Source organism: Staphylococcus sp. HL28, from assembly GCF_021117155.1.
Classification (GTDB): Bacteria; Bacillota; Bacilli; order Staphylococcales; family Staphylococcaceae; genus Staphylococcus; species Staphylococcus warneri.
This window is the reverse complement of sequence record NZ_CP088218.1, coordinates 1446506-1462068: the sequence shown is the minus strand read 5'-3', so window position 1 is coordinate 1462068 and position 15563 is coordinate 1446506. Positions and strand designations below refer to the sequence as shown.

At 33.7% G+C, this 15563-nt stretch carries 15 protein-coding genes and 1 riboswitch; of the genes, 10 read left to right on the top strand and 5 right to left on the bottom strand.

All coding sequences use genetic code 11. From position 1 onward, the window contains the following. The 3 genes from pstC to cvfB all read right to left on the bottom strand — a co-directional run bounded on the left by pstC (nucleotide 1) and on the right by cvfB (nucleotide 3343). Nucleotides 1-927 carry a phosphate ABC transporter permease subunit PstC gene (pstC, locus tag LPC11_RS07045; RefSeq protein WP_002451350.1) on the bottom strand — a complete coding sequence of 309 codons (927 nt, stop codon included), beginning with the start codon at nucleotides 925-927 and terminating at the stop codon, nucleotides 1-3. 186 nt (nucleotides 928-1113) lie between these two features. Beyond that, on the bottom strand, nucleotides 1114-2094 hold the full coding sequence (locus LPC11_RS07040) for a PstS family phosphate ABC transporter substrate-binding protein (protein WP_023375291.1): 981 nt from the start codon (nucleotides 2092-2094) through the stop codon (nucleotides 1114-1116). 340 nt (nucleotides 2095-2434) lie between these two features. Then, nucleotides 2435-3343: an RNA-binding virulence regulatory protein CvfB gene (gene cvfB, locus LPC11_RS07035; RefSeq protein WP_023375292.1), complete on the bottom strand. Its 909-nt coding sequence runs from the start codon at nucleotides 3341-3343 to the stop codon at nucleotides 2435-2437. 145 nt (nucleotides 3344-3488) lie between these two features. Between cvfB and LPC11_RS07030 the strand changes: the two genes are divergently transcribed. The 9 genes from LPC11_RS07030 (at nucleotide 3489) to lysA (ending at nucleotide 14137) form a co-directional block, all read left to right on the top strand. Beyond that, the gene (locus LPC11_RS07030; protein ID WP_002451353.1) at nucleotides 3489-5090 is read left to right on the top strand and encodes an ABC-F family ATP-binding cassette domain-containing protein; all 1602 of its coding nucleotides are present in this window, start codon (nucleotides 3489-3491) and stop codon (nucleotides 5088-5090) included. A 503-nt stretch (nucleotides 5091-5593) separates the two neighbouring features. Continuing rightward, nucleotides 5594-5770: riboswitch (Lysine riboswitch) on the top strand. An 81-nt stretch (nucleotides 5771-5851) separates the two neighbouring features. After that, nucleotides 5852-7057, top strand: a complete 1206-nt coding sequence (locus LPC11_RS07025) for an aspartate kinase (RefSeq protein WP_231307394.1) — start codon at nucleotides 5852-5854, stop codon at nucleotides 7055-7057. Between the two features lie 58 nt (nucleotides 7058-7115). Continuing rightward, nucleotides 7116-8105: an aspartate-semialdehyde dehydrogenase gene (locus LPC11_RS07020; protein WP_231307191.1), complete on the top strand. Its 990-nt coding sequence runs from the start codon at nucleotides 7116-7118 to the stop codon at nucleotides 8103-8105. A gap of 1 nt (nucleotide 8106) precedes the next feature. Then, entirely contained in the window at nucleotides 8107-8991 is an 885-nt protein-coding gene (gene dapA, locus LPC11_RS07015; protein ID WP_023375296.1) for a 4-hydroxy-tetrahydrodipicolinate synthase, read from the top strand. Beyond that, nucleotides 8991-9713, top strand: coding sequence for a 4-hydroxy-tetrahydrodipicolinate reductase (dapB, locus tag LPC11_RS07010; RefSeq protein ID WP_023375297.1), 723 nt, complete (start codon nucleotides 8991-8993; stop codon nucleotides 9711-9713). Before dapA ends, dapB begins: the two co-directional genes overlap by 1 nt. A 23-nt stretch (nucleotides 9714-9736) precedes the next feature. Beyond that, nucleotides 9737-10456, top strand: coding sequence for a 2,3,4,5-tetrahydropyridine-2,6-dicarboxylate N-acetyltransferase (dapD, locus tag LPC11_RS07005; protein WP_023375298.1), 720 nt, complete (start codon nucleotides 9737-9739; stop codon nucleotides 10454-10456). 181 nt (nucleotides 10457-10637) lie between these two features. After that, nucleotides 10638-11789 carry an amidohydrolase gene (locus LPC11_RS07000; RefSeq protein ID WP_107566429.1) on the top strand — a complete coding sequence of 384 codons (1152 nt, stop codon included), beginning with the start codon at nucleotides 10638-10640 and terminating at the stop codon, nucleotides 11787-11789. 3 nt (nucleotides 11790-11792) lie between these two features. Further along, nucleotides 11793-12869: an alanine racemase gene (locus tag LPC11_RS06995; RefSeq protein ID WP_041614009.1), complete on the top strand. Its 1077-nt coding sequence runs from the start codon at nucleotides 11793-11795 to the stop codon at nucleotides 12867-12869. Nucleotides 12870-12871: 2 nt separating this feature from the next. Then, complete coding sequence (lysA, locus tag LPC11_RS06990; protein ID WP_023375301.1) at nucleotides 12872-14137, top strand: diaminopimelate decarboxylase; 1266 nt, start codon at nucleotides 12872-12874, stop codon at nucleotides 14135-14137. A 288-nt stretch (nucleotides 14138-14425) separates the two neighbouring features. Here lysA and cspA read toward each other — a convergent pair whose 3' ends face one another. Together cspA and msaA are read right to left on the bottom strand one after the other, a co-directional pair. Beyond that, nucleotides 14426-14626, bottom strand: a complete 201-nt coding sequence (gene cspA, locus LPC11_RS06985) for a cold shock protein CspA (RefSeq protein ID WP_002433901.1) — start codon at nucleotides 14624-14626, stop codon at nucleotides 14426-14428. A 186-nt stretch (nucleotides 14627-14812) separates the two neighbouring features. Further along, nucleotides 14813-15121: a regulatory protein MsaA gene (gene msaA / locus LPC11_RS06980; protein WP_023375302.1), complete on the bottom strand. Its 309-nt coding sequence runs from the start codon at nucleotides 15119-15121 to the stop codon at nucleotides 14813-14815. A gap of 157 nt (nucleotides 15122-15278) precedes the next feature. Here msaA and LPC11_RS06975 point away from each other — a divergent pair, with 157 nt between their 5' ends. Further along, a complete protein-coding gene (locus tag LPC11_RS06975) occupies nucleotides 15279-15548 on the top strand; it encodes an acylphosphatase (RefSeq protein WP_023375303.1) in 270 nt (89 codons plus the stop codon). Nucleotides 15549-15563: the final 15 nt, after the last annotated feature.

Here is a 15563-nt window from a genome sequence, read left to right as displayed (position 1 = left end):
TTAATACTCCTCTCTGAAACGTTTAGAAATCCATTGTGATAGTAAGTTCATAGCTAATGTGAAAATGAATAGCGTGAAACCTACTGCATAGATACTGTAATAAACGTCTGATCCGAAAGTAGCATCGCCCGTAGCAACCTGAACGATATAACCAGTCATTGTTTGAATAGAACCAGTTAAGTTAAGTGAAGCTGTAGGTGTACTACCTGCTGCAAGAGATACAATCATTGTTTCACCGATAGCTCTCGAAACAGCTAAAACGATTGAAGCTAAAATACCTGAAGCTGCTGCTGGTAACACAACTTTAATTGCAACTTCTAATTTAGTAGCACCTAATCCCAATGCACCTTCTCGAATCTTATTCGGTACTGATGCCATTGCATCTTCACTCATACTTGTAATAAGTGGAATAATCATCACTCCTACGACTAATCCAGGACTGATTGAGTTGAAACTACCTAACTGTGGAAATACTGATCTTAAAATTGGTGTGACAAAAGTTAAGGCAAAGAAACCAAATACGATAGTAGGAATACCTGCTAAAATTTCTAAAATTGGTTTGATAATACGTCTAACTTTGTCAGTAGCATATTCACTTAAGTAAATAGCAGCTCCTAAACCGATTGGCACTGCGAATAATGCAGCAATGATTGTGATTTTTAAAGTCCCTATGATTAAAGCCCAAATACCATAAGATGGTTTAGCAGAGAATGGGTTCCAATCTGTAGAGAATAAAAATTCTGTAATTGGTACACGTGTGAAGAATGTAATTGTTTCTGTAAGTAAAGTAAATAAAATCCCTAATGTAACTAAAATTGAAATCGCTGCAATGATAGCCAAAATAATGGGTACGATTTTATCACTTGTACCACCCTTTTTGGCATTGTTCTTAGCAATCATTTCTCTAATATTTGTTTTTGAAGCCATTTAAAAACCTCTCTCTTCTTAAATCTCCCAATTATAAAAAAAGAGTGGGAATATTTCAGGCTATAGATGAGCTAGACTCATGATTTGTAATATGACTTATAACCTGAAAAGAAAATCAGACAAAGTGGTTATTGAATTAACCACTTTGCATTGATTTTCGTTAGTATTCCCAAACTCTATTATTAATTATTTATCTTCTTTTTTATCAGATTTTTTATCAGAGTCTTTGCTGTTTTTCTTAATGTATTTTTTCAAATCTTTAATTTCTTCTTTATAGTCTTTCTTAGGAAGTGCTACATAGCCAGCATCCTCTGCTGATTTACCTTTATCTTCAAGTGTGAATTTCATGAATTCTTGGAATGCTTTATTTTCTTTTAATGATTTCTCTTTAGCATAGATGAATAATGGTCTACTTAATGCATAAGAGTTATCTTGAATTGTTTTCTTAGTTGGTTCAGTGTCTTTACCTTTATCGTCTTTGATTTTAACTTCTTTTAACTTATCTTTATTTTGTTGATAGAAGTTATAACCGAAGTAACCGATACCTTCTTTATTCTTTTCAACTGATTGAACGATTACGTTTGTATCAGCATTTTTCTCAGCTTTGATATCGCCTTTATCCATTACTTCTTCAGTAAAGAAGTCGAATGTACCATGTGATTGGTCAGGTGAGAAAGCTTTGATTTTCTTATCTGGCCATTTAGAATTAACATCTTTCCAAGTTTTAGCTTTGCCAGAGTAAATTTCTTTAAGTTGATCTTTAGATAATGATTTAACGAAGTCGTTATCTTTGTTTACTGTAACTGTTACACCATCTTGTGCAATTTTGTATTCTTTGTATTTAATGCCTTTATCTTCTAATTTTTTCTTTTCTTCATCTTTAATTGGTCTTGAAGCATTTGAGAAATCTGTTTCACCAGAAATGAATTTCTCGAATCCGCCACCAGTTCCTGAAGTACCAGATGATACTGTAGCATTAGGATAATCTTTAGCGAATTTTTCGTTTAATTTTTCAATGATTGGACCGACTGTTGATGACCCGTCACCTTTTACTTTTCCACTTACATCTTTACCTTCGCCTGAACCGCCGTTGTTACCGCCACCACAAGCGCCTAAAAGTACTGAAGCTCCTAATACAGTCGTACCGATTAATTGCCACTTTTTCATTGAAACATCCTCCTAATATAAATAACCCAAATGTTATATGTATTTCTTACAGTTTTAATACTAAAGGTTTATTGTTAATTAATAATAGAGCTAATGTAAATGTTTTGTTAAGAATGAGAATTGAATTGTAAATGTGCTTTGAACACTGATATAACAAGGTTTTTAAAGCATGGGATTTTGAATATTAATGTAAATTTTCAGTTGTTAAAATGGATACATATAAGAATTATGGTTTTGGGGACATAAAGTATTACAAAAATAGCGCTTATTGAAATATTTCATTCAATAAGCGCTATGGTGATATGATTCGACTATATTAATAGAAGAAATGCGTTTTGTATTAAGAATGTTGTTCGTCTTCCGTACGAGACCAACCTTTTTTCGTTAAGCTGATTTTACCAGTTTCGATATTAATAATTTTTTGTTTATAAAGATGACCAATGGCGCGTTTAAATGAACCTTTACTCATATTAAATACCTCTTTAATAGCTTCGGGACTTGATTTATCCCAAAAAGGTAATTCGCCATCATATTCAACAAGTAAATCGAATATGACTTGACCATCGTCGTCTAATCTTTCATGAGCTAAAGGTAAAAATGAACCATTAAGTTCACCGCGTTCATTATGACCAATGATACGAACGGTTACTAATTCACCTAATCTTGGCTCTGCTTTACGTTCAGATTCATGGACAAAAATTTTATAACCTTCTGTACTTAATAAGAAACTACCTACTCTTAATACACGATATGGTCTAGCTTCTAACATTTCATTTTGTTTACTATCATCGTTAACAGGTGTATACATGTTATCAACGATACCTTCACTTGCCAATCGTGCAAACATTTGGTTCTGACTATCAATTCTTAATGTAACAAGTAATTGATCTCCTGCTTCTGGCCATAGTGTTTTAACCTTTGGTAGATCTTCCCATGGTATTAATACTTCTCTTGGAAGACCAACATCAACACGTGCACCATCTCGATCGACTTTAAGTACCTTTGCAAAGTCATATTTGTCTTTTGTAATATCAGGCATATTTTGTGTCGCAAATAATTCACCTGATCTATTTGGATAAATGAAGAAACTGTATTCTTCACCTATTTGTAATTCATCTTCTTCATTTACTTCGGATTGATTGAGTTTAACTTGTTCTCCATTGGGTCCTTTTAACATGTATGTTGATCCTTGTAAGCCAGTCACTTCAAGAAATTCTATAGAACCTACGATATCTTTTTCTAGTGCCATTATATTCTCCTTCGAGTCTTTTATTCTTTTATAGTATAACATGAGTCTTGTAATCTATCATTACAAGTTATAGGTGGTCGAAACTATCGTTATAATATGATATAATTCTTCCGTTAGAATAACGATATAAAAAAGGAGCAAATGCATGTTACAAGTAACTGATGTAAGTTTACGTTTTGGTGATCGTAAGCTATTTGAAGATGTAAATATTAAATTTACTGAAGGTAATTGCTATGGATTAATTGGTGCAAATGGTGCAGGTAAATCTACTTTCTTAAAAATTTTATCTGGTGAGTTAGATTCACAAACAGGTCATGTGTCATTAGGTAAAGATGAAAGATTAGCGATTTTAAAACAGGACCACTTCGCATATGAAGATGAACGTGTTCTTGATGTCGTAATCAAAGGTCATGAACGTTTATATGAAGTAATGAAAGAAAAAGATGAAATCTATATGAAACCAGACTTTAGTGATGAAGATGGTATTCGTGCTGCTGAACTTGAAGGCGAATTTGCTGAAATGAATGGATGGAATGCTGAAGCAGATGCAGCTAACCTACTTTCAGGATTAGGTATTGATGCATCATTACAAGACAAGAAAATGTCTGAACTTGAAAATAACCAAAAAGTAAAAGTATTGTTAGCACAAAGTTTATTTGGCGATCCAGACGTACTATTACTAGACGAGCCTACCAATGGTTTAGATATTCCAGCTATTAGTTGGTTAGAAGACTTTTTAATTAACTTTGAAAATACAGTTATCGTAGTATCCCATGACCGTCACTTCTTAAATAATGTGTGTACACATATTGCTGATTTAGACTTCGGTAAAATTAAAGTTTACGTTGGTAACTATGATTTCTGGTATCAATCAAGTCAATTAGCTCAAAAAATGGCTCAAGAACAAAATAAGAAAAAAGAAGAAAAAATTAAAGAATTACAAGATTTCGTTGCTCGTTTCTCAGCGAATGCTTCTAAATCTAAACAGGCAACAAGTCGTAAGAAACAATTAGAAAAAATTGAGTTAGATGATATCCAACCTTCATCTAGACGTTATCCATACGTAAAATTCACACCAGAAAGAGAAATTGGTAATGATTTATTAACCGTACAAAACCTTTCTAAAACTATTGATGGTGAAAAAGTATTAGATAACATTTCATTTACAATGAATCCTAATGATAAAGCCATTTTAATTGGTGATAGTGAGATTGCAAAAACAACATTACTTAAAATCTTGGCTGGCGAAATGGAACCAGATGAAGGATCTTATAAATGGGGTGTAACAACTTCATTAAGTTACTTCCCTAAAGATAACTCTGAGTTCTTTGATGGCGTGGATATGAACCTTGTGGACTGGTTACGTCAATATGCACCAGAAGATGAGCAAACTGAAACATTCTTACGTGGATTCTTAGGACGTATGTTATTTAGCGGCGAAGAAGTTAAGAAAAAAGCAAGTGTGTTATCAGGTGGCGAAAAAGTTCGTTGTATGTTAAGTAAAATGATGTTATCAAGTGCTAACGTATTATTACTTGATGAGCCAACCAACCACTTAGATTTAGAAAGTATCACAGCAGTCAATGATGGCTTGAAATCATTTAAAGGTTCATTGATCTTTACATCATATGACTTTGAATTTATCAATACAATTGCTAACCGTGTGATTGATTTAAACCAATCTGGTGCCGTTTCTAAAGAAATTCCTTATGAAGAATATTTGAAAGAAACAGGAGTATTACAATAGATAAATTCTATTCAGCGTATGAATACATTTTGAAGATGTATTCATACGCTTTTTCTATGTCATATTAATGCCTGCCCCTACTACATTAGTTATTTATATTTTTATTCAAAAGGAATACACTCGTCTTGGTATCCGAGTGCACAAGTGATACTAACCATTAAATGTACTTTAAGGTATACAATCGTTTACCAACGATTGCATAAGAGCCACTATTCATTATAAGGATTCAAAAGGAATACACTCGTCTTGGCATCCGATTGCATAAGAGCCACTATTCAGTTAAAAGATTCAAAAGGAATACACCCGTCTTGGCATCCGAGTGCACAAGTGATACTAACCATTAAAATATACTTTAAGGTATACAATCGTTTGCCAACGATTGCATAAGAGCCACTATTCATTTGAAAAAGTGGCTCTAAATTTTCTGTTTATTTCAAAAAATCGCAATTATCGGTTTACAGTCACATGTGGTATATGTATAATAAAAACATATCAATTGAATAAGATTTTGATGAGGCGCATTAAACATGAGTAAATATTAGGCAACTGTCTGCTAACAGCTAATATTGAAAGGGGGCAATGCCGAAACGAATGGTAATAGCAGGTATCATTTGTTGGACTTTTTGGTTAAGAGCTAAGAGTTTGTCATTATTTCATAATAATGGAGTGCATCACTTGTACATAAATGTAGAACAAGTCGCATTCCAGACTTGTTCTTTTTTATTGAATGGATGTGTCTCCCTACTAACTGAGGAGGACAAATATTGAATAGAAGTGTTTTGAAATTTGCCGGTTCTTCCGTCAGTGATTTTACTAAAATTAAAAATATAGCAGGTATGCTAAAAAATCGTGTTGAACAAGGTGAACAACTCATTGTGGTGGTTAGTGCAATGGGTAAAACCACGGACCAATTAATGGAGAATGTGTCCACTTTAACATCAACACCAAAAGAGCAAGAACTCGCCCTACTGTTAACTACAGGTGAGCAACAAACCGTTTCATATTTATCAATGGTACTCAATGATATTGGTATTAGTGCTAAAGCGATGACAGGATACCAAGCAGGTATCAAAACCATTGGTCATCATTTAAAAAGTAAAATTGCTGAAATTGACCCAACAACCTTTGAAACAGCTTTTAATAAGCACGATGTACTGGTAATAGCTGGATTCCAAGGAATCAATGAGGATTATGAATTAACTACACTAGGACGAGGTGGTTCTGATACAACAGCAGTAGCTTTAGCGGCAAGTAATCAGATTCCTTGTGAAATCTACACAGATGTTGATGGTGTGTATGCTACAGATCCAAGAATATTAAGTCATGCCAAACGTTTAGAGTATGTATCATACGAGGAAATGATGGAAATGAGCGCATTAGGTGCTGGCGTACTTGAGACACGTAGCGTTGAGTTGGCTAAAAATTATGATATCCCATTATATTTAGGAAGAACGTTATCAAATGTGAAAGGAACATGGATTATGTCTAGAAGTGATTTATTAGAGAAAAAAGCAGTTACTGGGGTTGCATTAGATCAACACATGATGCATGTAACGATTACCTATCCCCTACCAGATAATCAATTATTAACACAACTATTCACAGAGCTAGAAATAGGTTCTGTTAATGTAGATATGATTTCACAAATCGTCAACCACGAAGGACTACAATTATCTTTCAGTATTAAAGATACAGATGCACATCAAATCTCAGCAATTTTAGAACAATTAGCCGTTGATTTTGAAGCATTGGATTATAAAATTAATGAAGCGTATGTCAAAATTTCATTAATCGGATCCGGTATGAGAGATATGTCAGGCGTAGCATCTAGAGCATTTATTACTTTAATCAATGCGAAGATACCTTTTTACCAAACAACCACTTCTGAAATCAGTATTTCTTATGTCATTGATGCTGAAAATGGTGAAAAAGCCGTCGAAGAATTGTACGGTGCATTTGATATATAATTGATTTTAACTTAATTTTTCACAATATTAATAATATTTAAAACGGAGTGACTTAGACATGACAAAATTAGCAGTAGTTGGTGCAACAGGATTAGTTGGAACAAAAATGTTAGAAACTTTAGATCGTAAAGAAATCCCTTTTGATGAATTGGTTCTATTTTCTTCAGCGCGTTCGGCTGGTCAAAAAATCGAATTTCAAGGGCAAACGTATACAGTACAAGAACTAACAGATGAAGTAGCAAGTGAACACTTTGATTATGTACTTATGAGTGCTGGTGGTGGTACAAGTGAACACTTCGCCCCACTATTTGAACAAGCGGGCGCTATTGTCATTGATAATTCTAGTCAATGGCGTATGACTGAAGATGTTGATTTAGTTGTACCAGAGGTTAACGAACCCCACTTTACAAGAGGAATCATTGCTAATCCAAACTGTTCTACGATTCAGTCTGTAGTACCTTTAAAAGTATTACAAGATGCTTTTGGTTTATCGAGAGTAGCTTATACGACATATCAAGCGGTTTCAGGATCTGGTGTTAAGGGTAAGAGAGATTTATCTGAAGGTGCAAATGGTAAAGCACCTGAAGCCTACCCTCATCCAATTTATAATAATGTATTACCACATATTGATGTATTCCTTGAAAATGGTTATACAAAAGAAGAACAAAAAATGATAGATGAAACGCGTAAAATTTTAAATGACAAAGATTTAAAAGTGACTGCAACTTGTGTACGTGTACCAGTTCAAGATAGTCATAGTGTTGAAATGGATGTTACTTTAAATCAAGATACTACTGTTGAGGCAATTCAAGAATTATTTGATAAAGATGATCGTGTTGTTCTGGTAGATAATCCAGCTAAAAATGAATATCCTTTAGCAATTCACTCAACAGGTAAAGACGATGTGTTTGTAGGTCGTATTCGTCGTGATGATACTTTAGACAACACATTCCACGTATGGTGTACATCAGATAACCTACTTAAAGGTGCAGCATTGAATGCCGTTCAAGTTTTAGAACAAGTTTTAAAATTGAAAGGAGTTCTTTAATATGACACACATGTTTGAAGGTGTAGGCGTAGCATTAACAACGCCATTTGTAAATAATGAAGTAGATTATGATGCATTAAGACGACACGTTACATTTTTATTAGAAAACAATGCACAAGCAATTATTGTAAATGGAACTACAGCTGAAAGCCCTACGCTAAACGATGAAGAGAAAGAACATGTTTTAGAAACAGTTGTTAATTTAGTTAACAAACAGGTACCAGTGATTGCAGGAACAGGTACAAATAATACTGAAAAGTCCATTCAAGCATCTGTACGTGCACGTCAACTTGGCGCAGATGCAGTGATGCTTATCACTCCTTATTACAATAAAACAAATCAACGTGGTTTAGTTCAACACTTCGAAACAATTGCGAATGCAGTTGAATTACCTGTGGTCTTATATAACGTACCAGCACGTACAAATATGACGATTGAACCAGAAACAGTTGAAACGTTAAGTCAAAATAAATATATTGTTGCGCTTAAAGATGCGACAAATGATTTTGAGTATTTTGAAGAGGTAAAAAAACGTGTAAATCAAGATGAATTTGCAATTTATAGTGGTAACGATGATAATGTTGTTGATTTTTATAAACGTGGTGGTAATGGCGTGATTTCAGTAATTGCTAACGTCATTCCAAAAGAATTTCAACACTTATATGATGCTAAACAAGATGGGGATACAATGGCAAAGGCATTTGAACCGATTGGTCAATTATTAGACGCATTATCAGTTGATGTTAATCCTATTCCAATAAAAGCATTAACGGCTTATGAAGGATTTGGAAGCTATGAATTACGTTTACCTCTTGTACCACTTGAGGATAACGATCGTCAAACATTAGAGCAAGCTTACGAAACATTTAAAGCAGGTGAAAAATAATGAAAATCTTATTAATTGGCTATGGTGCAATGAACCAACGTGTTGCAAGATTAGCTGAAGAAAAAGGTCATGAAATTGTCGGTGTTATTGAACCGACTCATAGTGAGTCAACACCCTACCAACAATATCATCATATAGCCGATGCTAAAGAAGCAGAGGTAGCCATTGATTTTTCTAATCCTAATTTATTATTACCATTATTAGATGAGTCATTTGAATTGCCATTAGTCGTTGCGACTACTGGTGAAAAAGAAAAAATTACTCAAAAATTAGAAAATCTAGGTAAAAAAATGCCAGTATTTTTCAGTGCGAATATGAGCTATGGTGTTCATGCGCTTACTAAAATTTTAGAAGCGGCAGTTCCCCTACTACAAGATTTTGACATAGAACTAACAGAAGCACATCATAATAAGAAAGTGGATGCACCTAGTGGTACATTAGTGAAGTTATATGATGTTATTGAAGGATTACGTGATAAAACAAAACCAGTTTATGATCGTCATGATAAAACTGAGAAGCGTACACCTGATGAAATTGGTATCCATACAGTTCGTGGTGGTACGATCGTTGGTGAACATGATGTATTATTTGCTGGAACAGATGAAACAATTACGATTTCGCATAAAGCACAATCTAAAGATATCTTCGCGAATGGTGCAATTGGTGCAGCAGAAAAATTAATCAACAAAGAAAACGGTTTTTATACATTTGATAATTTATAAAATATAACTAAAGGAGCAAAATTATGGTACAACATTTATCAGCACAAGAAATTATTCAATATATTAGTGATGCAAAAAAATCAACACCTTTAAAAGTTTATGTCAATGGTACATTTGAAGGTGTTGACTTCCCTGAATCATTCAAAGTGTTTGGGTCAGATTATTCTAAAGTTATCTTTTGTGAAGCGGATGACTGGAAACCATTTTATGAGACACATCAAAACAAATTAGAAGATGTAGAAATTGAAATGGATCGACGTAACTCAGCAATTCCTTTAAAAGATTTAACAAATACGAATGCACGTATTGAACCAGGTGCTTTCATTCGTGAACAAGCTGTAATCGAAGATGGCGCAGTTGTAATGATGGGTGCAACAATTAACATTGGCGCAGTTGTTGGTGAAGGTACAATGGTAGATATGAATGCGACTTTAGGTGGTCGTGCTACAACTGGTAAAAATGTACATGTCGGTGCCGGATCAGTATTAGCTGGTGTCATCGAGCCACCTAGTGCGTCACCTGTTGTCATTGAAGATAATGTGTTAATTGGCGCAAATGCAGTTATTTTAGAAGGTGTTCGAGTTGGCGAAGGTGCAATTGTGGCAGCTGGCGCTATTGTGACACAAGATGTACCTGCTGGAGCAGTTGTTGCTGGAACACCTGCTAAAGTGATCAAACAAACATCTGAAGTAGAAGATTCTAAACGTGAAATTGTATCAGCACTACGTAAATTAAATGATTAATTTATTATAAATATATGTCAGTTGAAACAAAGGAGTGGCCTAAGGTTTGAACTTGAACGTGAGTGTGCTTAACGCCCTAACGTTCAAATGATTACATCGCCCTCCTCATTGTTTCGACTTTTTATTATCATGATACTTAAAAGTATTTTTTGGGATTATTACAATGAAAGGATTGATAAAGATGAATGAATTAGAATTTGTAACAACACACCGTCGACATTTACATCAGCATCCTGAATTAAGTTTACATGAATATAAAACTACACAGTACATCACGGATTTCTTAACAGAATTAGATGTTCCCTTTGAACGTCCATTGGAAACTGGTGCGATTGCATATCTTGAAGGTAATAGTCAACATACTATCGCTTATAGAGCAGACATAGATGCATTACCTATTTTTGAAGAAAATGATGTAGAGTATCGTAGTCAAAATGATAACGTGATGCATGCATGTGGTCATGATGGTCATACAACGGCATTGATGCTATTTGTTCAGCGCTGTAAAGTAATGGCAGATAAAGGTACGCTCCCCCACAATATTGTATTTATATTCCAACCTGCAGAAGAAACAGGCGGTGGTGCACATCGACTTATAAAAGCCAAAGCTTTTGAAAAATACCCTATTGAAGCTGTATTTGGTATTCACGTTAATCCTTTTTCTGACGAGGGTACTGTTGTAATTAGAGACGAAGAAATTACTGCAAGTGCGACAGAGTACCGATTCTATTTAACAGGTCTATCTAGTCACGTTGCTGATAAAGAACAAGGTTATTCATGTGGTGAAGCATTACAACATGTCTTAACACAAGTGGGACAAATACAACAATTTCATTTAAATGGTTTAAAACGAAATATTGTACATATGGGTCATTTTGAAGCTGGTGAAGCTATCAATACAGTACCAAGTAATGGTTATTTAGAAGGAACAATCCGAACATATGATGTCGATGATCTAACTATTGTAAAAAATCAAATGCAAAAAATTGCTGAAAGTGTCTCTTTGTTATTTAATGTGACTTGTGAAGTCAAATTTGAGGAAGGCTATCCACCTACAATGAATAGTCCCAAATTACGTGAACCTGTTGAACAAGCACTTAACAATGCTAATCTAGAAGTCATCGACAAACCCACACCATTCTTATTCGGTGAAGACTTTAGTTTCTATGGTCAATTATTAGCACCTGCTTATTTTGTATTCGTTGGCACTCGAAATAAAGAAAAAGGTTATGTGACAGGATTACATACGTCTCATCTGAATTTTGATGAAAAGGTATTAATAGATGTAGCTAATTATTATGAACAATTACTATTAAATTATAAAGAGGTGTAAGCATTGACAGCAATTTGGTCAGTCGATACAGAAGCATTTTATAACAATGCTAAGAAAGTGAAAAATCAACAACCCATTATGGCCGTTGTTAAAAATAACGCTTACCACTATGGTTTAGAATTTGCGGTTAAACAATTTTTACGTGCAGGTATCAATACATTTAGTACGACGTCACTTAAAGAAGCAGTTCGAGTACGTGAATTAGCACCAGACGTAACTGTATTTCTTATGAATGCAGTATATGATTTTGATACGGTTCGTGATTATCATATTCATATGACCTTACCTTCTTTAAATTTTTATTATGAGCATAAAGCAGATTTACGAGATATTCATGTACATTTAGAGTTTGAAAATTTACTACATCGTTCTGGTTTTAAAACATTAGAAGAGATTCAAGAGGTATTACAAGATCATCAACAGAATAAGAACGCTGAACGTATGATCATTTCAGGCTTATGGACACATTTTGGATATGCTGATGAATTTGGGGTGCCAGAATATGATGAAGAACGTTCAGCATGGTTGAATGTTTTACATACATTATTAAATGAAGGGTATCAATTCGATTATATACATTCTCAAAATAGTGCAAGCTATTATCGTGAAGGACAAGTTGTTCTCCCCCACCATACGCATGCTAGAGTAGGAATCGCTTTATATGGTTCACGCCCATATAGTGATTTGGATGAATCAACTATCCAACAAGCATTGACTGTAAAGGCTAATGTAATTCAAATTAGAGAAGTTCAAAATGGTGACTATTGTGGCTATAGTTGGGCTTTTGAAACACAACACGATAATACTAAGCTTGCTGTAGTAGATGTTGGTTATGGTGACGGTATATTAAGAACAAGAGCACAACATGAAGCACTTATTAATGGCAAGCGCTACCCTATTCGTGCATTAATGATGAGCCATATGTTTGTAGAAGTTGATGAACACGTACATGCACAAGATCAAGTTGTATTATATAATGATAGTATGCGCATTGATGAATATACCTTTAAGGGTGTGGGAGCAAATTCAGAACAATTGAGCGCTATGAATCACGATTCTCTTATAAAGGAGTATAGATAAAGATGACAGTAGAATATAACGAATACGGCGAATTAACAATGGGAGGTACAAGCCTTAAAACAGTTGCACAAAGCTTTGGTACCCCAACAATTGTTTATGATGAAGAACAAATTCGAAATCAAATGCGTCGTTATCATAAAGCATTTCAACAAAGTGGATTAAAATATAATATTTCATATGCCTCTAAAGCATTTACATGTATACAAATGGTTAAATTAGTCCAAGAAGAAGATTTACAACTAGATGTTGTATCTGAAGGAGAATTGTATACTGCATTAGAAGCTGGCTTTGACCCAAGTCGTATACACTTCCATGGTAACAATAAAACGAAGCATGAAATTAGATATGCCTTAGACAATCATATCGGATATTTTGTCATAGATTCTTTAGAAGAAATCGATTTAATCGATCGATATGCTAGTGAAACGGTACAAGTAGTATTAAGAGTCAATCCAGGTGTAGAAGCACATACACATGAATTTATCCAAACTGGGCAAGAGGATAGTAAATTTGGATTATCGATACGTTATGGCTTAGCCAATGAAGCATTTGATAAAATTAAACAAGCTAAACATCTTAACTTAAAAGGTGTACATATTCATATTGGATCTCAAATTGAAGGTACAGAAGCATTTATTGAAACTGCCAAAATAGTTATGAATTGGTTAAACGATCAACAAATTCAAGTTGATTTACTTAATCTTGGTGGTGGCTTTGGCATCAAATATGTTGAAGGAGATGTTAGCTTCCCTATTGAAAGTGGCATTGCTGAAATCACTGATGCAATTAAAAATGAAGCGAATCAGTTAAATATGGAAACACCTGAAATAGGCATTGAACCGGGTCGTTCTATTGTTGGTGAAGCTGGAATAACATTGTATGAAGTAGGTACGATTAAAGAAATACCGGAAATTAATAAATACGTATCTATCGATGGTGGTATGAGTGATCATATTAGAACCGCACTTTATGATGCTAAGTATCAAGCTTTACTTGTAAATCGACAAGAAGAAGCGGATGATACAGTAACTATTGCGGGTAAATTATGTGAGTCTGGTGATATTATCATCAAGAATGCAAAATTACCAAGTTCTATACAACGTGGCGACTATTTAGCAATTTTATCAACAGGTGCATATCATTATTCTATGGCATCTAATTATAATCAAATGCAAAAACCATCAGTATTCTTTATTAAAGATGGAAAAGCACGTGAAGTGATTAAACGTCAATCACTAAGACAACTTATTATTAACGATACTAAATAATTAAAATTAACCTTAATTGGCATTTCATAAGGCTATAACAATTAGTTGTTGAAACTAGTTGTTATAGCCTTTTTCTAGATTTTGAGAGATATTATATCTAAATGATTTTCGAGAAGTTAAACATAAAAAAACGTTACTTAACTCTAAAGACGAAAAGTAACGTTTTTTAATTATGATATTATAAGTATCCCTTATATTCACAAAGCATATTGAATGAACGGCATAAAAAAACACCTTACATCTTGGTAAGGTGTTAGTTAATAAAGTCAATTAATTACAATCTATTTATTATAGTTTTACAACGTTCGCAGCTTGTGGTCCGCGGTCGCCTTCAACTACTTCAAATTCAACTGATTGACCTTCTTCTAATGATTTGTAACCATCTTGGTTAATTGCTGAGAAATGTACGAATACGTCGTTTTCTCCTTCAACTTCGATGAAGCCGAATCCTTTTTCAGCGTTAAACCATTTAACTGTACCTTGTTTCATAATCTGAAACCTCCAAGACTAAAATTCATTCAATATGCGTTATTCGCATATTACAAAAAATACATGACCTAATTACTCATAATGATAATAGCAAATATTTTTTGCAATATGGAATAAAACTATTGCTTACTTGATATTATAATTTATATAATGCAAAATTGCAATACAATTATAGGAAATTATCATTTAAACTATTTTTGGAAGATTATAATAAACTTCATTATTTTTTAAAACAATAAAACTATAAAATATTTGCAAATCCTCATCACAATCTTCACAAAAATTTAAATCACAATTATTGTAAAATGCGTACATGTTATATTTCCCCATCACACAGTTATCGTAATAATCGTTGCAATCTTTGATTAATTTACAGTAAGCAGCTAACATGTCTTCATATGTAGAAAACTCAGATTGTTTCACAATCTTTTCTGGCCAATCTTCAAACAACCACCAACCTTCATAGTCAGCTCTAATTTTTGCAACCGTCCACATATGTATCCCCTTCTTCTTAAAATTCTATACTGATAATTTTAACTGGTTGTATATCAAAATCAAGTTAGAAGACTCATACTTTTGACTGATAGACGATATAGCAATTATTAGTTTTTTTACGTCATTATCCTTATAATAGTGATATGAGGTGATAATAATGGAACGTAAACATATACAAGTATTTGGCACAGTACAAGGTGTCGGCTTTAGATTTTACACTCAAAGACTAGGTAATCAACATCACGTTGTAGGTACGGTACAGAATGTTGAAGACTATGTTGATATATATGCTCAAGGAGAAAAAGAACATTTAGAAGCATTTATAAATAGCGTTATTGCAGGTGCTTCTCCTGCCTCACATGTAACTAACTATCAAGTAGAAGATTTAGAGATAGACGAATCATTAACTGAATTCAATACAATTTAAATAAATACTAATAAA